This is a genomic window from Halobacteriovoraceae bacterium, from assembly GCA_020635115.1.
In the GTDB taxonomy this organism is placed as follows: domain Bacteria; phylum Bdellovibrionota; class Bacteriovoracia; order Bacteriovoracales; family Bacteriovoracaceae; genus JACKAK01.
Window position 1 is genome coordinate 347,936 of record JACKAK010000004.1, and the last position, 20,906, is coordinate 368,841.

23 protein-coding genes are annotated in these 20,906 nt (G+C 35.0%); 11 read left to right on the forward strand and 12 right to left on the reverse strand.

Annotated elements, in window-relative coordinates; translation table 11 throughout:
- Position 1 precedes the first annotated feature (1 nt).
- From H6622_08260 to H6622_08295, 8 genes are all read right to left on the reverse strand, one after another.
- Positions 2–340 (reverse strand): hypothetical protein, encoded by a 339-nt coding sequence (locus tag H6622_08260; protein MCB9061499.1) that lies wholly within the window; start codon positions 338–340, stop codon positions 2–4.
- Positions 341–350: 10 nt separating this feature from the next.
- The gene (locus H6622_08265; GenBank protein ID MCB9061500.1) at positions 351–518 is read right to left on the reverse strand and encodes a hypothetical protein; all 168 of its coding nucleotides are present in this window, start codon (positions 516–518) and stop codon (positions 351–353) included.
- 259 nt (positions 519–777) lie between these two features.
- Positions 778–1,329: a hypothetical protein gene (locus H6622_08270; GenBank protein MCB9061501.1), complete on the reverse strand. Its 552-nt coding sequence runs from the start codon at positions 1,327–1,329 to the stop codon at positions 778–780.
- 1 nt (position 1,330) lies between these two features.
- Positions 1,331–1,678 (reverse strand): hypothetical protein, encoded by a 348-nt coding sequence (locus tag H6622_08275; GenBank protein MCB9061502.1) that lies wholly within the window; start codon positions 1,676–1,678, stop codon positions 1,331–1,333.
- A complete protein-coding gene (locus tag H6622_08280; GenBank protein ID MCB9061503.1) occupies positions 1,675–2,466 on the reverse strand; it encodes an alpha/beta hydrolase in 792 nt (263 codons plus the stop codon). The genes H6622_08275 and H6622_08280 overlap by 4 nt, the downstream gene beginning before the upstream one ends.
- Positions 2,463–3,848, reverse strand: a complete 1,386-nt coding sequence (locus tag H6622_08285) for a sigma-54-dependent Fis family transcriptional regulator (protein ID MCB9061504.1) — start codon at positions 3,846–3,848, stop codon at positions 2,463–2,465. The genes H6622_08280 and H6622_08285 overlap by 4 nt, the downstream gene beginning before the upstream one ends.
- A gap of 2 nt (positions 3,849–3,850) precedes the next feature.
- Positions 3,851–5,227, reverse strand: a complete 1,377-nt coding sequence (locus H6622_08290; GenBank protein MCB9061505.1) for a HAMP domain-containing histidine kinase — start codon at positions 5,225–5,227, stop codon at positions 3,851–3,853.
- Positions 5,224–6,765, reverse strand: a complete 1,542-nt coding sequence (locus H6622_08295; GenBank protein ID MCB9061506.1) for an ABC transporter substrate-binding protein — start codon at positions 6,763–6,765, stop codon at positions 5,224–5,226. The genes H6622_08290 and H6622_08295 overlap by 4 nt, the downstream gene beginning before the upstream one ends.
- A 376-nt stretch (positions 6,766–7,141) precedes the next feature.
- Between H6622_08295 and H6622_08300 the strand changes: the two genes are divergently transcribed.
- From H6622_08300 to H6622_08310, 3 genes are read left to right on the forward strand one after another with little or no spacing between them, the layout of a single operon-like run.
- Positions 7,142–7,360 (forward strand): heavy-metal-associated domain-containing protein, encoded by a 219-nt coding sequence (locus H6622_08300; GenBank protein ID MCB9061507.1) that lies wholly within the window; start codon positions 7,142–7,144, stop codon positions 7,358–7,360.
- A gap of 1 nt (position 7,361) precedes the next feature.
- On the forward strand, positions 7,362–9,533 hold the full coding sequence (gene cadA / locus H6622_08305; protein MCB9061508.1) for a cadmium-translocating P-type ATPase: 2,172 nt from the start codon (positions 7,362–7,364) through the stop codon (positions 9,531–9,533).
- A 34-nt stretch (positions 9,534–9,567) separates the two neighbouring features.
- Positions 9,568–9,858 (forward strand): metal-sensitive transcriptional regulator, encoded by a 291-nt coding sequence (locus H6622_08310; GenBank protein ID MCB9061509.1) that lies wholly within the window; start codon positions 9,568–9,570, stop codon positions 9,856–9,858.
- Here the strand turns inward: H6622_08310 and H6622_08315 are convergent.
- Both H6622_08315 and H6622_08320 read right to left on the reverse strand, forming a co-directional pair.
- A complete protein-coding gene (locus H6622_08315; GenBank protein MCB9061510.1) occupies positions 9,855–10,385 on the reverse strand; it encodes a hypothetical protein in 531 nt (176 codons plus the stop codon). The two genes, H6622_08310 and H6622_08315, sit on opposite strands and share 4 nt — an antisense overlap.
- The gene (locus tag H6622_08320) at positions 10,382–10,912 is read right to left on the reverse strand and encodes an RNA polymerase sigma factor (GenBank protein MCB9061511.1); all 531 of its coding nucleotides are present in this window, start codon (positions 10,910–10,912) and stop codon (positions 10,382–10,384) included. The genes H6622_08315 and H6622_08320 overlap by 4 nt, the downstream gene beginning before the upstream one ends.
- Before the next feature lie 176 nt (positions 10,913–11,088).
- On the opposite strand from H6622_08320, the gene H6622_08325 reads away from it, so the two are divergent.
- Together H6622_08325 and H6622_08330 are read left to right on the forward strand one after the other, a co-directional pair.
- The gene (locus H6622_08325) at positions 11,089–11,574 is read left to right on the forward strand and encodes a heme-binding domain-containing protein (protein ID MCB9061512.1); all 486 of its coding nucleotides are present in this window, start codon (positions 11,089–11,091) and stop codon (positions 11,572–11,574) included.
- Positions 11,541–11,984, forward strand: a complete 444-nt coding sequence (locus H6622_08330) for a hypothetical protein (GenBank protein ID MCB9061513.1) — start codon at positions 11,541–11,543, stop codon at positions 11,982–11,984. Before H6622_08325 ends, H6622_08330 begins: the two co-directional genes overlap by 34 nt.
- 24 nt (positions 11,985–12,008) lie before the next feature.
- Here H6622_08330 and H6622_08335 read toward each other — a convergent pair whose 3' ends face one another.
- The gene (locus H6622_08335) at positions 12,009–12,866 is read right to left on the reverse strand and encodes an IS3 family transposase (GenBank protein ID MCB9061514.1); all 858 of its coding nucleotides are present in this window, start codon (positions 12,864–12,866) and stop codon (positions 12,009–12,011) included.
- Positions 12,863–13,129, reverse strand: a complete 267-nt coding sequence (locus H6622_08340) for a transposase (GenBank protein ID MCB9061515.1) — start codon at positions 13,127–13,129, stop codon at positions 12,863–12,865. Before H6622_08340 ends, H6622_08335 begins: the two co-directional genes overlap by 4 nt.
- 86 nt (positions 13,130–13,215) lie before the next feature.
- Here H6622_08340 and H6622_08345 point away from each other — a divergent pair, with 86 nt between their 5' ends.
- From H6622_08345 to H6622_08370, 6 genes are all read left to right on the forward strand, one after another.
- A complete protein-coding gene (locus H6622_08345) occupies positions 13,216–13,998 on the forward strand; it encodes a TolC family protein (GenBank protein ID MCB9061516.1) in 783 nt (260 codons plus the stop codon).
- Positions 13,991–15,379, forward strand: a complete 1,389-nt coding sequence (locus H6622_08350) for an efflux RND transporter periplasmic adaptor subunit (protein ID MCB9061517.1) — start codon at positions 13,991–13,993, stop codon at positions 15,377–15,379. The genes H6622_08345 and H6622_08350 overlap by 8 nt, the downstream gene beginning before the upstream one ends.
- Positions 15,380–15,388: 9 nt before the next feature.
- Positions 15,389–18,520 carry an efflux RND transporter permease subunit gene (locus tag H6622_08355; GenBank protein ID MCB9061518.1) on the forward strand — a complete coding sequence of 1,044 codons (3,132 nt, stop codon included), beginning with the start codon at positions 15,389–15,391 and terminating at the stop codon, positions 18,518–18,520.
- A 20-nt stretch (positions 18,521–18,540) separates the two neighbouring features.
- Positions 18,541–19,137: a DUF3347 domain-containing protein gene (locus H6622_08360; GenBank protein ID MCB9061519.1), complete on the forward strand. Its 597-nt coding sequence runs from the start codon at positions 18,541–18,543 to the stop codon at positions 19,135–19,137.
- A gap of 106 nt (positions 19,138–19,243) precedes the next feature.
- Positions 19,244–19,585, forward strand: a complete 342-nt coding sequence (locus tag H6622_08365) for a hypothetical protein (protein MCB9061520.1) — start codon at positions 19,244–19,246, stop codon at positions 19,583–19,585.
- Between the two features lie 61 nt (positions 19,586–19,646).
- Positions 19,647–20,879: a TolC family protein gene (locus H6622_08370; GenBank protein MCB9061521.1), complete on the forward strand. Its 1,233-nt coding sequence runs from the start codon at positions 19,647–19,649 to the stop codon at positions 20,877–20,879.
- The last annotated feature ends 27 nt before the right edge of the window (positions 20,880–20,906 follow it).

Genomic DNA, 20,906 nt, shown 5'->3' on the forward strand with positions numbered 1-20,906 from the left:
TTTAAGCGATACATAACTCCCTTGGGTTTTCTTCAGCCATTAGCTCTTTTAATCTGAGTAAGGCCTTTTCTTTAATGTTGATAACTTTTGATACTGTTGTTCTAATTTCTTTAGCGATTTCGTATTCGCAAAGGTTTTCCCAGAAAGTTAGATAGATAACCACTAATTGCTCTGATGGAAGCTCTGTTACTTTTTCTCTAACAAGGTTTTGCATCTGATGTGGATATTTCGGCTGCTTAATCATTTTTGAATTAATTTTGCTCAAATATCTCTGTGCTTCTTTAGCATCAAGATGTTTTCTCATTCTTTCTGGTGTCCATGTGATTTCTTTAACGTCCATTGTTTTCCCCTTAAAACTTTAAATTTGTGTAGTATTGAATCTTTCTTTGTTCTTCTTTGATCTCTTCCAATCTCTTTGTGTTAATTGGCCGATTCATATAACGCCAAAATGATTTAGCTATTGAAAATATAGAGCCAAAGATTTTCCTGCCGATGTTTTTAGTTTTTGATAAAGCCATTTTTCCCCCTGAACTTTTCAGTTTGTTTCTGGCTTTATGTATTGCTGGTGACGTGCCAACTTTAAAAAAAAGATTATTTCTAAAGAAAATAGATACTTATGGAATTACTGTTTTAAAAAGAACGTAAAATAATATCGCACGAAAATGTCGCGCGATATTTAACCGTTGCACTGGTGCGATATTATAAATATGAAATAGAAAAGAGAAGTTACGTTTCGATGCGAAACGGCACTTCTCCTTGAATATTAAAATTGATTAATTAATTTATGATTTTATTTTCTGACTTAGCTCTTATAAAAAATAAGGCTAAAGATAAAATATATAAGCTGAAATTGATGTTATTTATAAAAACCCATCCAAGCTGAGCAATTGCATATCCCACATACATTGGATGGTTAATAATGCCGTATATGCCCTTAGTTTGTTTCTTTCCACGCTTGGCAGGAGACACCCCAAGCTTTGTACCAAGGTCAATAGTGGCCCATGTGACAATGAGAAAGCCTATGATTGTGAGCAAGTCAGCCACTAATCTGTAGGCCCTAATTTCTAAACCAAACGGTGCTGAAAAATAAAGCAAAGGTAAGCCACTTGAAAGGTAAGCTATCATGGCCATTGTTTTGTTTGATTTTATTTCAGCACTTTCTCTTCGAGCCAGAAAGTATGAAGCGATCAAGTCTCTAAACGAGAGAACGAGGAAAAACAATTCTCCTGATTGAGTCCATCTCGTAATAGAAATAATAGCAAAGCCAAGCATAATGAGGCTTCCTAAGTATTTCATATAATCTGTTTTGACCGCTTCAACTGTTTGCATATTAGATTCCTGGGTTTTGTCGCCCTTCTAAAATTCCTCTAATGTCGAGGTCAGGAAATTGCTGCCTTCTAAGTTCTTCTAGTAAGACTTCTTTTCCTTCTATTAATCTAATGTAATGAACCATGTTCTTGATGATTAACTCTTTTTTCTCTTCTTCAGTTAGAACTTCTCTTGAGTCATCTTCGCTGGTAAGCTCAGTTTTATGAGCATTAAGAAGATCAACCAATACAGCTTCTTGCTCTGAAATTAACTCAGGTAGATTGGCCATATCATCAGCATAACTTTTGATTGTTTGAGCAGATGCTCCTATCGCTAATAATAGTGCAATAGCTTTTAAAGTTGTTTTCATTTAATTCCTCCCATCTTGGACAGATAATCCTTTATTACGTTCATTGTTTCTTTAGGGCACTCATAATGAGCAAAGTGCCCAGCATTTTCTATAACCTCTAAGTCAAACCCACCCAGATTAGCCTCATATTTAGCAGAACTTGGCGGTAGAACCTTATCAACCTCTCCAGTTATAAAAAGTTTAAAAATGTTTTTTGATTTAAGAGCTTTTAGGCAGTCTTCTTTTGTGGAGCTTTCCATAATTGCAGAACTGTAGCTTTTTACGCATACATTATCATCTGTGATTACAGAAATACCTTCACTTGAAGTTGCTGGGTTAAAATAAAATTCTCTATAAGCAAAAAACCAATCTTTGTATATTTCATCAGTCGGTGTTTCTTGTAGTTTTTTAGATAGCTCCATTTGTTCTTGGGTCAATTCCACATCAAAATTTTTATTCAAGACTTTGAAAGCATTTTGTGAAACGGGAGAGCCAATTGCAATTACTCCTAAAATATTTGAGTTATCCTTACTCGCAATCTCAACAGCCTGTATCCCACCAAAGGAATGCCCACAAAGAATCACATTAGGTATATCTTGAATATAGTTCTCAATTTCATTCAAAAGATTTCCATAAGTCGGTTCAACGCCTAGTGCAGAATTAGTGCCCATAGGGTCTAAAAAATGTAGGTTAAAGCTACTTTCAAGTTCCTTTAATGGCTTAAAAGACAGAGAACTAAGACCCGGCCCACCAGATAAAAATACCAAGTTTATTTTTGAAGATTCATTTTTCATTACTTGTGCTTTCATATAGCCCCTGCTTGAGTTGAAGATGGTCTTCCGCGACTAATATGGGGAATTAGTTCTTCGAGATTGTACTTCTTAATCCATCTATGCAGTGTTGAGATATGAACACCGAGAACCTTTGCACCCTCAACTTTATTTCCTTTTACTGTGTTTAGTGCGTCAATGATACTAGACTTTATTTCAGCTTCCTTCAGCTTCTCGTAATCAAACTTAGGCTTAATATCTTCAACTATTTTTGGTGCTGAGATGTTCAATGCTTTATAAATAATCACATCATCTATCGTTCTACGATCAGTGTATATAAGGGCACGTTCAATGATATTTCTAAGCTCTCTGACATTTCCCGGCCAGTGATATTCTTTTAACGCCTGATAAGCAGATGGAACCACATTAAAATATTCGCCATTTGAAATTTCATTTATAAACATCGTTGCGTAATAATCTATATCTTCAGGCCTATTCCTCAAAGCAGGCAACCTGAATATAAATGTATTTAATCTCTGCTGAAGGTCTAATCTAAATTTTCCTTCTTCAACCAATTTATCAAGGTCGTGATGTGTAGCTGCAATGAACCTCAGATTTACTTTCCTTGGAACAGTAGAGCCTACAGGCATTACTTCTTTTTCTTGAATGGCTCTTAAAAGTTTTGCCTGTATTTCTGGAGAGCAATCCCCAATCTCATCAAGAAAGAAAACTCCATTGTGAGCTTGCTCAAGTAATCCAACCTTGTTTGAAGTTGCGCCAGTAAATGCACCTTTAACGTGACCAAATAATTCAGACTCAGCCGTTTCTCTAGGAATGCTGGCCATATTTGCTGCGACAAGACGTTTTCCAAGGTAGTTTGCAATATACTTGGCCATGTATTCTTTACCTGTGCCAGATTCCCCATTAATTAATATCGAGGCATTACTATTGCTTGATAATAGTTTATCAACGCTTCTAAACAGCTTCTTAATTTCTGTTGATTTGGTCTTAAACTGAAAACTACTATTTTTGATACTATCAAGCTCACGTTTTTTTATAATACCTTTTCGTATTGCAAGCCTAAGCGTTTCATCATGATCGCCATCTTTAGTTACAAACTCTATCAATGGCCTTTTCATGGCCTCAACAACACGCTTAGTATCTTTGTCTCCACTAAGTACAATGAAAGGTATCTGATGGTATTCTTTGAGTATGTGATCTATTAGGGATAGTCCGTCTTGCTCGTGTCCTTCAAAGTTGAGATCAATAACCGCTAATTGAATATCACTGTCTTTAAGAGCTTCTTTCGCCTCAGATACGCTTGAAGCTGTACAGATTTCAAATTCATCTGATAGCAAAATCTCACTACTTTCTAAAATACCTCTGTCATCGTCCACTAAGAGAATTAATTCTTTCTTCATAATTACCCCTGTAACCTTATGTCAAAACAAGCACCACCCAAATGAGATTTCCTGTAAATAATTTTCCCCCCGTGGAGTCTCACAATATGGTTAGCACCTGATAGGCCTAATCCTAGACCATTTTTCTTTTTTGATTTTCCTCGTCCTTGCAAAAAGAGTGATACCATCTCTTCTTCGATACCTTCACCGTCATCTGATACAGAAATAGAGATACCTTCTTCTATTTTTTGAACAGCAACCTCAACAATATTTCTACTAGCTTCGATCGCATTAACAACTAAATTACTAATCGCTCGACCAAGCATCATATTATCGTGAGCAAGTTCCGTTATTACTGGTTCATACTTTTCTACAATTTCGATATTTTCATAATCTGCCATTGCCATTTGAGCCTGTCCCGTTGCTCTTTTCACTGATTCATTTATATTCAGATCGCTTGGGTTTATTTCAACTTTTAGGTTTCCTTTTGAAGCTTTTACTTGAAATAATATTTGCTCAGCAATTTCTGCAACCCTGTTCTTAGCAAAATCCTTCTTGTCTTCAGGGACACCAACTTTGTTAATAATTTTTATCATCTGTTTCAGAGCTGCAACTGGTGTATGTAAATCGTGAATCAACTTTTTATAAGCTTCTACCGCCAGTTCTTTACCCTTAGCTTCGGCCAGTCTTTCATTGCTGACCCTAAGTTGAGAATTTGTGGTTAGAATGGCATTGTAGATGTTTTCTAATTCTTCAATTCTCAAATAGCTATTTAGATTAACCTCTCCAAACTTTTTTAACTCATGGATGCTATTCTCTAGGTCTTTGATTGGCTCAATAGATTTCTGTGCCGTTGAGATAATTTTTGTTGCAAGCACATTTAGCAGAATAAAGCTGAGAATAAATACAATGATTGTGACAGCTATAACCAGAGAGAATAAATCGAATGTTGGATTTAATAGATAAATCTCACCATTCATAGCAGATGGGCCACCATCTCTTTTAGTTAATGCTTTAGAGATTAAAAACCTTGAAGATAAGTCACTTTCAATTCCTAAAACTCGAATTCCATCAACAAAGTATGGCTTTCCAATTAGTGTATTATCATTACTTGAAGCAATTACTTCATCATCTTTGATGACATTAATAATGACCTTTTTCTCATCTGCAATGGAAGTGATGAACCTTTGCAGTTCTGGGCCATCTTGAGTTTCAACTAATGTCGAAATATGTGGAGCAATTGCTTTCACAAATGATTTGTCATTTTCTGAGTAAAAGACCAACAGGGCGTATGCAGCAAAAAATGCAGTTACAATGGATAAAGACACTGGTAACGCGATCCTATACGGAACTAACTTTTTTGATAAATACTCCTTGAAGGTTAAAGTTCTTCTTATCACTTTTTCCCTCCAAGTAAGCATTTTGAATCAAATTCAACTTTTCGATAATCAATATATGCAACTGCTAATAGGTTTGGCTCAAAGTTTCTTACACATTTATGAATCCAATAATGTGGCCTTGAGTGAAACAGATTTGCAGATAAAGCAAGCTCATTAACTCTGCTGGCTAACTTTTCATACACCTTATAACGCTTTAAACGATCTTGGAGCTTTCGGGCACTGACAAGAAGTTCATCTATTATTGAATCTTTAACGCCGCTATAGTTGTCAGGATTATTTGAAGCAAAATTATTAAGTAAAAACTCTGTATCTGGATAATCTACAATCATTGAAACTAGAAAAGCATGAAGTGTTTTTTCTTCATATCTTTTCATCATTTCAGTCCATTCCAAAATTTCGGTCTTTATATTCCATCCTTTTTCTTTTAGGTCTTTTTCAAAGAAAGCCGCTATCTCCGCTGTTTTCTCAAGACCAAAAGGAATAGTGATTGTAATTTGAGTGTGAGGTGGAACAATTACTTTGCTTTTTTTCTCTGGTTGTTCTTCGATATGGCCCGGAAAACCTTGAGGCACATATCCATAAGCAGGAGCAGCACTTGGATAAAATGTTTTTCTAAACTTTTCATTGTCTATACTTGCTTGTAAGGACTTTCTAACTTTCAGATCATTTAATGGAGCAATTCTTGAGTTAAACCCAATAATCCATGTGTCGGCAACTACAGTGCTGATGTCTTGACCATTTTTAAAAACATCTTCTAATCCATTTAGTGGCCAGCTTGATAAGTCGTGGAGCTTTCCATTTTTTGCCTGTTTCATTGCTGAATCTTGATCTATAGCTCGAAGAATTATTGTGCTTAATTTTGGACTTTCACCGTGATACTTATCAAATTTCGTTAAAGTAATGTCAGTTTTACTTTCTGAAACAACTTTAAACGGCCCGGCTCCAATAGGTTTTTTGAAAAAGTCTTTGTTCTTGACCTTATTTGCAGGAAGTATTTTTGCAGTTCCCCCGGCCAATACATAAAGAATTGGTGGGAATGGACTCTCTAGCTCTACAGTAACTGTTTTTTTATCAATTGCTTTAATGCCTGAAAGGGTTTTACTTTTCCCTGCATGGTACTCATCAGCACCTTTTATCATGTCATAGTATTTAAAAACTTTGCTTTCAGGTGCTAGAACACGACTAAGAGATGCAACAACATCGTTAGCATTTATTTTTTCACCATTATGAAATTTTGCTTTTGAATTAATAATGAAGGTAATTGTTTTGCCATCTTCACTTGTTTCCCATGATTCTGCTATTCCGGCCTTAATCCCATAGTTTTCAGTAAAGCGCAGCAGACCCTCATAAACAAGTTCTGAGAATATTAATGAAGCACCATCATTCATCTGAGCAGGATCATAAGACACTGGCTTAGAATACACGGCCTTGATGTAGGGAATTTCTACACGCTTAGTATTCGACTGTTTTTGATTGTGATAAATTCCCCCAATCAAAATCAGTGCTGTGAATGTTGTTCCTAGAACAATCTTCTTCAATTAATCCCCCTCGTGGATTGATAAACCTGCTTTTCCCTTGAGCAAGAGGTATGCCAAAGCCTGAAGACATGACTCAGCAGGCTATAGAAGCTTTATTTATGCGGATAGGCAAATCACCCATGTAATAATTTCAGTGAATTAAAGGTTTTAAGGTCAAAGAGACACCGTTCTGTTATGTGGCCAGTCCGAAAACTGCGAATTAAATATCGCAAGGCCGCTATATTTAAAAATATCGCGTGCGATATTTTATGCGATATTTTTCTAAGTCAAATCTATGCAAAGTACTAAAAACACCTAAAATTCTTTTGGCATTTGAAATGCACTATTGAAAAGTGGATACTTTCGATATACCCTGTGGGGGTATATGGAGGTTTGTATGAAAACACTAAATATTGAAGTTGAAGGTATGAATTGTGGTGGCTGTGTAAATAAAATTTCAAATCATTTTCAAATTATAGACGGTATCTCGGACACGAAAGTAAGCCTTGAAAGGCAAACGGTTACGATTATTTCAGATGAGAGCCTTTCAAATATGAAGATTAGAAATGATCTGATCGAGCTTGGCTTTAGCGTTAAGAGTATTAAAAAGGTCTAATATGGAAACGATTTCTCTTAAAATTGAGGGGATGAGTTGTGCTAGTTGTGCCAGCACAATAGAGAAGGAAGTGGCTTCGCTGGAAGGTGTGAAAAGCTCAAACGTTAATTTTGCTGTTGAAACTGGCCGGTTTGAGGTTCAAGACTTTAGCATTAGAGATAAAGTTATTGAAAAGATAAAATCTCTTGGTTACTCAGCAACAGGTGATGAAAAAGTAAGTAAAGATGCAGAAAAGATTGATGAAAACTTTTATAAGTTTGTGATCTCGATTGTTTTGGCAATGATGATATTCGCTCTGGCCATGTGGCCTTTGAAAGGATGGCCATCTAAGAGTATTAACTGGTATTTACAATTAGTCTTATGTGCCCCAATTTGGGGATGGGTTGGTTTAAAGTTCCAAAAGTCATTCCTTCATTTTCTTCGATCTGGTAAGTCTAATATGAATACTTTAATTGGGCTTGGAACTACAGCAGCTTTTCTTTATAGTCTTTTTATAACGATATTTTCAGACTATTCAATTCAAATGGGGCTTACTCAAAAAGTTTACTTTGAGGCTGTAGGATTTATCATTTCATTTGTTTATTTAGGTCAATACTTTGAAGAGAAGGCGAAGAGAAAGACTACAGAAGCTCTAAATTCTCTTTTTCAGTTAAGTTCTAAGAATGCAACGATTGTAGTTAATGGTGATTTAAAAGAAGTTAAAATAGAAGATGTAAAAGTTGGTGACTTAATTAGGGTTAAACCTGGGGAGAAATTTCCAGTTGATGGCAAAATTGTCAAAGGTGAATCTGCAATTGATGAGTCAATGATTTCGGGAGAGCCAATTCCAATATCTAAACAAAGTGGAGATAAAGTTTTTACAGGAACAATAAATGGTGACAGTATTATTGAATATAGGGCGACTAAAGTAGGTAATGATACCTTCTTATCTCAAATCATAAACTTTGTAGAGCAAGCGCAAAACTCAAAACCTGAAATTCAGAAATATGCTGATAAAATTAGCTCAGTTTTTACTCCTGTAGTTATAGTAATCTCAATTATTACATTTCTAGCTTGGTTCTTTGTTGGGCCAATGCCTATTTGGGGAAATTCTGTTTCTAATTTTATCGCAGTCCTTGTAATTGCTTGTCCCTGCGCTTTAGGACTTGCAACGCCTACCGCTGTTGTTGTAGCAACAGGTCGCGCATCGCTAAAAGGTTTATTAATTGGTGGTGGAGATATTATTGAAAAGGCGGTGGGTATTGATACGATTATTTTCGATAAAACTGGAACTATTACTGAAGGAAAGCCTTCTGTTATTGAAGTAAATTTTAAAGATCATGATGATTCTATTTTAAAAGACGTTGCATCTATAGAACAATTCTCAGAGCATCCTCTTTCAAAAGCAATTGTTAAATATGCTAAAGAAAAAGGCTTAGCATTAAATGAACCCGATAGTTTTGAAATAGTTAAAGGTAAAGGCTTAAAAGCAGAAATAGATGGAAAAGATTATCTTATAGGTAATGAAAAGCTGTTGAATGAAAATGGCGTAGTCCTTGACGAGAGCCTTACGTTAAAACAAGTTGGAAGTTTTGTTTTTATATCATTGAGTGGTAAACATATTGGTTCAATAGTTATCGGTGACAAGATTAAAGTCTCTTCTAAAGAAACAATTAATCATCTAAAAAAGCGTGGAATTGAAACTTGGATGATTACAGGTGATAACGAAATCATTGCTGAATCTGTTTCTAAAGAGCTAGGTATAGACCATTTTATTGCAAATGCACTTCCTCTTGAAAAATCAACTCAGTTAGAAAAGCTACAAGCTGATGGGAAAATTGTCGCAATGGTTGGTGATGGAGTTAATGATGCTCCAGCTCTAGCAAAGGCAAATCTTTCTATGGCAATGGGAACTGGTACTGATGTGGCGATAAACGCTTCAGACGTTACAATTGTAAAAGGTGATCTTTCAAAAGCTTTGGAGTTTATAGAATTATCTGAAGGGACAATGAAGATTATTAAACAAAATCTTTTTCTCTCCATGATTTACAACACGTTACTAATACCAATTGCAGCAGGAGTTCTAGTTATCTTTGGTGGCCCAATGATGCCACCTGTTTTGGCAAGTGTAGCTATGGCCCTGAGTAGTATTTCTGTTGTTTCAAATAGCCTTAGAATTAAGAATTTGATATGATTTTTGGCAGTTTCACAGTTATAGGTTTTTAGATATGGCAAAAGATATAAAGGGCGCAGACCACAAATCACACTTATCAAGAGTAAATAGAATTGAAGGTCAAGTTAGAGGCGTTAAAAATATGATTGAAGAGGGAAAGTATTGTGTTGATATACTGACTCAAATAAAGGCTATAAGAAGTGCGCTAAAAGGACTTGAGCTACAAATACTAGAAGGTCATGCCAATCATTGCTTAATGAATGCGGTTAGCTCTGGTTCAAAAAAAGAAGCTAAAGAAAAGATCAACGAGGTTATGGAGCTAATTAAAAAGTCTTCTAAGTCTTAGTAATTGAATACTTCTTTTCTAATTAATCTGTTCAATTCAAAAATAACTAAGCCGCCAATAGTTGAACCAGCAAGCCAGTATGTTGCGAATGTTAAGTATATATCTGAGCCTAGTAAGAAAAAAGTCGAAAGAGCTACTATTGATATGGAAGTATAGTATAAGAGTCTTGATTCTTTAATCTTCTTAATTTCACTAGGTTTTAAAAGATAGGCCGCAAAAAGAGCGCCACTACCCATAAAAATAGAACCGCATATGGCCATACAAATATTTTCTCCAAACTTATGATGAAAATAGTGAAAAAGCTCAAAGTTATTAGTTAAGCTTAGGTTAAATTGTGGGCAAAATGTAAGAGTCAAGAAACCTATAAACGCTTGAATGGCGAGAAGCTTTGAAAATACAACTTTATGAGCTGGGTTTAAGTCTGCTTGAACAAAGCTCAATATTCTATTACTTAATTCCTCTGGAGGATTAACACCTTTGGAATTGATAAAATCTTGAAAGTCTTTTTTATCATTAGGATCAATCATGTTGCTTCTCCTAGTAATTTTGCTTTAAGCTTTTTGATACCTCTTGAAACCAGCTTTCTTGAATTGGCCTCAGATGTATTAAGGGCCTTAGAGATTTCGATAAAATCTTCTTCGGAGTAATAACGAAGCTTCAGGGCTTGTTTTTCTTTTTCTGAGAGTGTCTTAATCGAATCAAGATCAATTTTGTCATTTAGCTCAGTTGGTTCTACGCTCAATTGATCTTCACTTAACTGAACAAACTTAGCTTTATTCTTCTTGATTGAGTCAAGAAGCTCACTTCTACATATTGTATATAACCACTTTAAAAGTGGGTGTTTGCTACTATATAGGTGTCGTGAATTATGGAACTTAACAAAAATACTTTGAAATATATCTTCGATAACATTCTTATCGGACAACCTTTTATCAAGGTAGCTATAAACTCGATCTTTATGTCGTAAATAAATAACTTCAAAGGCCATATTTTCACCATTCTTATAAAGCTCCATGAGCTTTTCATCTTCTAAATGTGAAAATGGATTTCCCATCCTCTACCTCTTATTACGACGAGCGTGCCTATTTTGTGACAAAAACTTTTCAAAAGTACCCCGTGGGGGTATAACTAACTAAAAATACTATATTTTTATTAAAAAAGTAAGTTTTTTGTCACAAATCTGAAGCGGCACTCGTAATAGGAAGTGAAGACTATTTAATTGGGGGATTTTTGAAGGTTCTACTATTACTTTTTATTCTTACGACCACCTTTCATGTATGGGGACATGGAGGTGAAGATCATTCTAAAAATGTTAAGCAGCCTAAAGCCGTAAAGCCAAATGTGGAAATAAAGGAAAAGTATATAAGAATAAATCAAGAATACTTAAAGACTGTGAAACCAATCTTTCAGAAATCTTGCTTTGACTGTCATGGAAATACAACTGTGTACCCTTGGTATTATAAAATTCCCGGAGTAAAGCAGTTAATTGATAGTGATATAAAGGAGTCAAAGAAGCATCTGGATTTCTCAAAAGGTTTTCCATTTGTAAGCCATGAGACACCTATAAAAGACTTAGATGCTATTGGTAAATCTATAAAGAATGATTCCATGCCACCATTTCGCTATCTCATTATGCATGGAGATAAAAAGCTAACTAAAGATGAAGTAAAACAGGTTGATAAATGGATAAGAGAATCAAAAGAGATGTTAAAATGATGAAATATTTAGTTATTCTTTTCTTACTTAGCTCTGTAGAAGCTAGTGCTATTACCTTTGAGAAGGCCATAACAGTCTTGGGTACACACGAGAGTGTTGATTCAGTGAACTTTAAATCAAAAGCTTTAAGCGAAGAAGCAGAATTAAAAGGATCATGGGGAGACCCAAAGTTTAAAATTGCAGCCAAGAATTTTCCAAAAGATAGTTTGAAAGATGACCAAACTCCTATGACTGGAATTGAGTTTGGTGTTTCACAGAAAATAGCTTTAACGACAAAGTATGGAAATATTGAAGATGCATTTAAGTCTCTTTCAAATGCATATCAATTTGAAGCAGATGATAAGAAAGAAGCTCTCACTAAGGCTTTTTGGGAAATATTGATTATCAAAAGGAAAGTATCTGAAGAGTGACCTTAAACCATTGACTAGTCCAGTCTAAAGATGAGTTGCACTGAGTCTGTGTTGTACATCTTCTCGTTCCTTTTTGACAAATTCTTTAGGTGTTAAATAATTTAATGAACTGTGTATTCTCTCTTCATTGTATTCTTTTCTCCAGCTTTCAATTACAACTCGTGCTTCTGCCAATGTAGAAAACCAATTTTGATTTAGACATTCATCTCGAAAGCTACCATTAAAACTTTCAATATAAGCATTATCTGTTGGTTTTCCTGGACGAGTAAAATCTATTTCAATATTATTCCTGTAACTCCACTCCAACATGGCCTTAGATGTAAATTCTGGCCCATTATCTACTTGAATTCTTTTTGGTTTTCCATGTTCTTTTATCATTCGATCAAGTTCTTTGGTTACAATTATTCCCGAGATTGAATGATTAATATAAAAACCTGGGGAATACCTTGTGAAATGATCTATAACTGTCAATATTCTAATCTTTCTTGAGTTTGCAAGTGAGTCTGAAACAAAATCCATAGACCAAACTTCGCCCCCCTTCGATGCCGAAGGTTTTACTATCCGTGGAAAAAATTGTTTTTTCTTTTTTCGTTTCAATTTTAAAGAAAATCCCTGCTCAAAATAAATTCTTTGGGTTCTCTTGCGATTACGAACTATTCCTTCTCGATTTAGAATCACATGAACTCGTGGATATCCATATCTTCGATGTTTATGAACAATTTGTTGCATTCTGTTAATAACAATTTGGTCATTCTTAACCAAAGTTAATTCATATCGATAACTTGATCTGTTAAAATCTAAAACTTGGCACGAATGCCGCTCACTGACCCCAAACTTATCAATGAGCATTTTAGCTGCATTTTTCTTTTGTTTGGGCCTCAAAAGTTTCCCTTGGCAACTTCCTTGAGCATTTGGTTATCTAAACTTAAATCAGCAACGAGTCGTTTTAAACGTCGATTCTCCTCTTCAAGACTTCTTAGTTTTTTAGCATCAGATACCTGCATCCCGTGATATTTTTTTTTCCATTTATGAACTGTTTGCTCGGCCATTCCATATTTGCGTCCAAGTTCTTTTGCTGGAATTCCCGATTCATATTCCTTTAAAATTTTGAAAATCACTTCTTCTGAAAATTTTTTGCCTTTCATTTTATTATCTCCTTGTTTTATTTTTAACACAGTGAGACTCACTCTGAGAATGGACTAAATTTTGGGTTTATGGTCAAGAGCTAGAGATTCTAAAAGAGAACAATACATGGATTTCAAAAATCCTTAAAGTTAGTAAAAGGTTATACTCTACAGGAAAAACATCTCAGCAAGCACTTCTTGATATTCAAATTAGAAAATCTGAAATTGAAAGTGAATTAAACAATAAGAAATACGAATTATCTCAAATAGACGATCGCTTAAAGTACTTAATAGGAACTTCTGATATTGAAGAGGCTTCAATTCCTTGGAAGTCTCTCAAAACAAGTTCAGATAAATTAAAAGATAATAAGGAGCTTAGTTTAAAAGAAAAGCTAAAGGCTAAAGATTTAGCTTTAACTGCTTCTAAGCAAAACTATGTTCCAGATTTAACAGTATCTCTGGGATATACAAAAAGATCAAACATTGATGGGAACGGAGACTTTGTTGGTGCAGCTATTAGTTTTCCTCTACCTTTCTCTGGAGAAAAGTATTCTAAACATGGGCAAGCGGTTCAAGAGAAGTATATGGCCGTTAAAAACTTTGAGAACTATAAAAGGCAAAAAAATAGAGACATTTCAGTACTTCGTAAAGAGATTGATAAACTTTTAGGAGAACTGAGTATTTTAAAAGAGAAAACCATTAAGTTCGCTCGTAATTCAAGAGAAATAACTGCTAAGTCTTATGGTCTTGGTAACTCTACTTATGTCGAACTACTTCAAAGTGAACTTAAATTACAAAAAATTCTCATGCACAAAGTAATGCTCGAAGCAAAAAGGGATATTAAAAGAGCAACATTAAAGTATGTTAAAGGAGAGTCCTTAAATGAATAAGTTAATCAGTATTATATTTTTAATGTTTCTCCTTGTTATAGGTGTTTCATGTCAAAAAGAAGGTTCTAGTGAATCAGGTAAAACTGTTGATGGGCATGAACACTCTAAAACTAAGGTTTATTATACTTGCTCTATGCACCCACAGATTAAAGAAAAAGAAATGGGGAAATGTCCAATATGTCATATGAATCTAACAAAGATTGAAATTGACGACGAGGAAGATATTCAAGCGGCGACCGTAATTCCTGAGAAAGATATTTGGCAATGTAAAGATTTTCCTGACGTGACAAGCGAAACTGAAGATGTTTGTCCTATGGATGGTACACCAATGGTCAAAAAACCAAAGGAAAATAAGGCCGCCAAGGTAGTCGCTAAAGTGAAACTAAGAAAAGCACAGTTAAAACATTTTGAGCCAGACTTCTTTCCTGTAACGACGATGAAGATGACTAAAAAAATTAGATTGCTTGGTTCTGTACTCCAGTCTGAGGAAAAGGAAAGCAATATCCCTGCTCGTATTGGAGGGAGAGTTGAAAAGGTTTATGTTAAATCAACTGGTAGTATGGTTAAAGTTGGTGATCCTGTGATTGATCTATATAGCCCTAAACTAATTACTGCTGGAGAAGAGTATTTACTAGCTCGAAAAAGTTATGCAAAAAGCAAAACTAAAGAATTTAAAGATATGTTAGAGCAGAGTATTGAAAGACTCAAGCTTTGGGGAATCAAGAGGTTTCAATTTGAAAATTGGTATAAAAAAGGGAAGGTTCCAAGACAAATTACAATTTATTCAAACGCTACAGGTATAGTTCGATCAAGAAATGCTACTGTTGGTAAATACTTTAAAGAGGGCCAAAACTTCTTTGAACTATCGGACTTAGCAGATGTTTGGGTCGAGATGGATGTATATGAACATGATTCATCATTAATTAAGATCGGACAAAAAGTAGATTTAGAATTTACAGCTATTCCGGGGGAGAAACTTGTCGGTGAAATAGATTTTGTAAATCCTGTCTTAGATCAAAAATCAAGAACATTAAAGGTTAGAGCTACTATTGAAAACGCTTCAGGTAAGCTAAAGCCCGGAATGATTGCAAATGCAGTTTTAAATGTAGATATAGAAGGAATGCCTCTTGTTGTACCAAGAACGGCAGTGATTGATACCGGTAAAAGAAAAGTCGTCTGGGTCAAGATTTCTGGAAAGAACTTTCAGGCAAAAACTGTTCATGCAGGCTATGAATCTGAAGGTTACGTTGAAATTAAGCATGGATTAATGGAAGGCGAAGAAGTCGTGATTGAAGGAAACTTTCTATTAGATGCTCAAGCACAACTTTTTGGTGGCTACGAAGATATGAAAGAATCCAAAACTTCAGGTCACAACCACTAAGGGCAAGCTATGATTCAGAATTTAATAGAATTATCTATTCGTAATCGTGCAGTTGTAGTTATAGGATTTGTCTTTATAGCGTTGCTGTCAATATTCAGTCTTAAAACAGCTAGGATTGATGCTATTCCTGATATTGGTGAGAATCAACAGATTGTTTTTACTGAATGGGCCGGAAGATCACCTAAAGATATTGAAGAACAAGTTACATATCCTTTAAGTGTAATGATGCAAGGGATTCCAGGGGTAAAAAATATTCGTGCGACTTCTGCATTTGGTTTTTCTATTATATATGTGATTTTTAAAGATGATGTCGATTTTTACTGGAGTAGAAGCCGAGTCTTAGAGAAGTTATCAACTGCTTCATCCGAACTTCCATCAGGAGTAATTCCTAATATGGGGCCGGATGCTACGGGATTAGGGCAGATATTTTGGTACACACTTGAAAATGAGAAAGGTGCATCAAAGCCAAAGTCACTAGCAGAGCTTAGATCAATTCAGGATTTCTATGTACGCTATCTCCTTCAAGGTGTAGAGGGAGTAAGTGAAGTCGCTAGTATTGGTGGATTTGTAAAAGAATATCAAATAGATGTTGATCCAAATAAACTATTTGCCTATGACGTTCACTTCTCGAAACTTATTAAGTCAATCCAAAATAGTAACATTGATGTTGGTGCAGAGGTAGTCGAGGATGGCGATAGAGAATTCGTTGTTCGTGGTAAGGGCTTCTTTAAAAGCATTTCTGATATTGAGAATGTCGTAGTTGCAGTAAAGAATAATTCACCAATTAGAGTAAAAGACTTAGCTAGTGTAAACATTGGGCCGGGATTTAGAAGAGGTGCACTTGATAAAAATGGTGTTGAGTCTGTTGGTGGCGTTGTAACTATGCGATTTGGTGAGAATCCGAAAGAAGTTATTGATAATGTAAAAGAAAGACTTTCAATTGTCGAAAAAGGACTTCCAAAAGGTGTTAAGCTTGTACCTTTCTATGATCGAACAGAAGTAATCGAGCGAACAATTGGAACAGTTTATACAGCTCTTGGACAAGAAATTATCATAACCATTATCGTTATCCTTTTATTCTTACTTCATTTTAAATCGTCAATTTTAGTTTCTCTTACACTTCCGTTCGGTGTGGGAATAAGTTTTATTCTGATGAAGCTTCTAGGTATAGACTCAAATGTAATGAGCTTGTCTGGGCTTGTTATAGCTATTGGTTCAATGGTTGATATGGGTATTATTATGACTGAGAATATATATTCTCATCTGGCCCAAAATCCTAATGCATCCAAGAAAGATAGAATTGAAATCATTGTTAATTCAGCTCGTGAAGTTGGGCCAGCGATTCTAACGGCTGTTGCAACGACAATTGTTACATTCTTGCCAGTCTTTGGACTTGAAGGAAGTGAAGGAAAGTTATTTGGGCCACTTGCATGGGCAAAAACACTTGCTATGTTTGGCTCTGTAGTTGTGGCAATAATCTTAGTCCCTGCATTATCGGCATATCTATTAAAGGGAGAGCTAAAACCAATTGAGAAAAACAAGGTTAGTTCATTTATAGTTGAAAAGTATAGGCCAGCCCTAAGTTGGATGCTTGATAATAGAAAAATATTTGTAATTTTTCCTACAATTATTTTTATGCTTGGAATGTTTGCCTATTCAAAATTAGGTAAAGAATTTATGCCCTCTCTCAATGAAGGTGAAATTCTTTATATGCCTGTAACAACTCCCGATGTGAGTATGACAAAGGCAAGAGAACTATTGGCCTATACTGATAAGAAGCTAAAAGAGCATCCTCTTGTAGCTGATGCCATAGGAAAGCTCGGTAGAGCAAATACAGCAATTGATCCAGCTCCAGTGGCGATGTTTGAAACAGTAATTAAGCTTATTCCTGAAGATCAGTGGCCAAACGGTGTATCTATTTATGACATTATGAGTGAACTTGATAGTGAGCTTCAAGTGCCGGGCCTTGTAAATGCATGGTTATTTCCAATCGAAAATAGAATTGCCATGATCTCCACAGGGATTAAAACTCAAATTGGTATTAAAATATTTGGTGATGATCTAAAAACTCTTGAAAGTATCGCTTCAAAGATAGGTAAGAAAGTTGAGAAAGTTAAAGGTGCTTATGGAGTTTACGCTGAACAAATTACTGGAAAGCCCTATATCGAATTTGACATTGACCGAGTTGCTGCAAGTAGATACGGAATCAACACGGGAACAATAAATAAGATATTACAAACAGCGGTTGGGGGAATGACTATTGGCCAATTCTATGAAGGTCGAGAACGATACCCAATACGAGTTAGATATAAGAAAGAACTTAGAGATAGAATAGATGAGCTTAAAAAAGTTTTAGTACCGAGTCCTTTAGGACAACATATCCCACTTTCTGAACTAGCTGATATTCAAGTTGTTACTGGCCCTGCTGCAATACAGTCAGAAAATGGAATGCTTAGATCACTTGTTTTATTAAATGTTCAAGGCAGAGATTTAATTGGTTTTGTAGAGGAAGCAAAAGAGCATATTGAAAAGAATGTAGAGCTTCCTAAAGGTTATTCTATTGTATGGGCAGGACAATATGAGAGTCAGGTTCGCTCTAACAATAGACTAATGATGTTAGTACCTCTTGCTTTACTAATAAACCTTATTCTGATCTATTTTGGTATCAAAAATTTAAGAAATGCTGCAATCATTTTTAGTGCAGTACCAATTGCCTTTGCTGGAGGTTTAATTCTTCTTTGGATAGGTGGATTTAATACTTCTGTTGCTGTTTGGGTTGGATTTATTGCTCTATTTGGTATCGCAGTTGATGATGGTGTTGTGATGATGACATATCTTCAAGAGGCTATAAAGAATCATAAACCCAAAGATTGGGACGGTCTAAAAGAATGTATTTTAGAAGCTGGTTCAAGAAGAATTAGACCCCTTGTTATGACTACAACAACTACAGTTGTAGCTTTAATTCCAATTATGTGGTCAACAAGTACAGGTAGTGAAGTTATGAAACCAATGGCCATTCCAACTCTTGGTGGAATGTTAGTTGAGTTAGTAACTTTATTTATCGTGCCTGTTGTTTATTCATATTTTGAACAAAGAAAAATGGAAAAAGAAAATTTGGTTACTGTTTCTGATAAGAAATAGAAATTACTATGGAGGTATATATGTGTCCAAATTGTGAAAAGAAACTATCATTAAAAAAATCATTCTTAGTACTAAGTGTGGTTGCACTTGGGTTATTTGGGATGGAGAGCTATGCATCAGGAACTCAGGGAGGTCACGATCATAGTAAGATGAATCATTCAAAAATGGATCATTCAAAGATGAAAAAGGGTGATAGGAAGTCTTTGTCAGAAGCAGCTAAAAATTCTGTTATATCAGCTTTAGAAGCGAATGAAGCACTTCACAGCTCATTTTTTAAGTATGATGCAAAAGCTGTTGAATCAAATGCTATGAAATTAAAAAAAGCTATAGATGCAATTGAAGATAAAGAGGTAGCAAAGCTGTTAAATTTCTCTAAAAGTAAGCTTTCTGAAATTAAAGCTTCAAATGATAGAGAAACTAATAATAAGAACTATCACCTTGTATCAATGGCCCTAATTCATATTGTTAATAAATATGATGTAGGTTCAAAGTATAATGCCTATTCTTGTCCAATGGTTAAGAAGAAATGGGTACAAAACAGCAGTAAAATGGCAAAGGTTCATAATCCTTATGCTCCCAATATGCCTCACTGTGGCTCACAAGATAGCCATCACTAATAGTTATATTGGTAAGCCCTCTGTATGAGGGCTTGATTAGTAATAATATAATGATTTGACAAAGCAATTTTGTTTTTATATAATTTGTGCAATGTTTAAAAGATTAATGAGCATATTTATTTTAATTGGATTTATATTTGGATTATCAAATGAAGTCAGTGCTGTGTCTTTTGACCATGATGACACAATATCTATAAAAGCTGAGTTTTATAGCTCAACAAGCTCAATAAACACTGAGGGCTGTGAAGATTGCCACGATGATGGATGCCATGATCACGATGCACACTGCGCGCACCACTGCTCTGGGCTACATAACTTAATTGAAAATAAGCAGACTATGAGTCTGAACTATGAAACAGGTATAGATAGTAAAATTACTTGGTATTTTAATTTTCACTATGATGAACCCTTTCTTGACCCAGCTCTGAAGCCACCGCTCTTTTCTTAACTATAATTAAAAACTTAAACGAAAACCGTTTTAGAACAATTAATTATTGTTAGGAAGATAAATGAATAAAATAAAACTTTATATTATATCACTTATAGCAAGTTCGGTTCTTACAGAAAGTTCACTTGCAAGTTGTGATTTTAAATCACCAAATGAACTTTTAGAGAGCTTCAAGACCAGTCATCCTCAAGTTGTTGAAAACAACTCGTCAATTAATGTTTCTGAGAAATGGGTTGAGGTCGCTAAACAGAGGCCAAATCCTGAATTTCAGGCTCAAGGAATGAAAGGCGAAGAAATAGATGGTGACGTCGATAGAATTAGCTTATCACTCATGCATACAATTGAGCTTGGGGGCAAGAGGTCTTCGAGAATAGATTTTGCTGATAGTAAGAGAAAACAATTTAAAGCATCAGTCCAAGATTCAAACGAAGATGTACTTATAGATGCAATCCTCAAGGCTTACAGATTAAGGCAAGTTAAAGAGCTAATTCCAATATACGAGGAGGCTTATGAGGCTTTTAATAAGATTTTAAAGGTAAAGCTTAAGAGAAAATCACTCTCTCCAGAGGAACAAGTTGAAAAAGAAACTCTTGTGCTGGCAACTAATGACTATAGGCTGAAAGTCTCTAAACTTAAATCAGAGAAAATAAACCTGAGTCGGCATCTATCCTTTTTCGTTGGTGAAAACTGTGACCTCAAACAAGATTCCCTTCCTCAGAAAGTTGACTTAACAAGAAGTTTTAATCTGAAAAAAGAAACTCCGAGTTATTCAAAACTTCAGGTAGCGATAAATAATCTTGAATCAGCAAAAATGAAGTTAGAACTAGAGAGGTCAAATGCATATCCTGATTTAAAAATTGGGCCAGCTTTTGAGACTGAAAATATCAATGGAAAGAATTATCAGTCTATTGGATTGAGTATAAGTATGGATTTACCAATTCTTAGCACTAACTCTGGTTCTAAAGGTCAAGCATTAGAGCAAATGAATACTGCAAGAGTGAGATACAAGAATATTAAAAGAGAAGCTTCCCTAGATTTAGAAGCATGGATTGAAAAATACAATGCTTTGGGTAGTAGCCTTAAAACTATTGCCACAAGAGAAGACCTTGATAAGAAGCACTTAAAAATTGAAAAGCTCTTTAAAAGAGGAGTGATTTCAACAGCAATGATTATTGAATCTCATAGGCAATTGATTGAATTTGCTAATACTCGCAATGAGTTTGAATTAGGTGCTGCCGAGGCACTATGGAATATCTATAAAATTAACGGAACAGTTTTTACTGAAAAGCTATAAGAGGACATTATGAAAAATATCAAATTT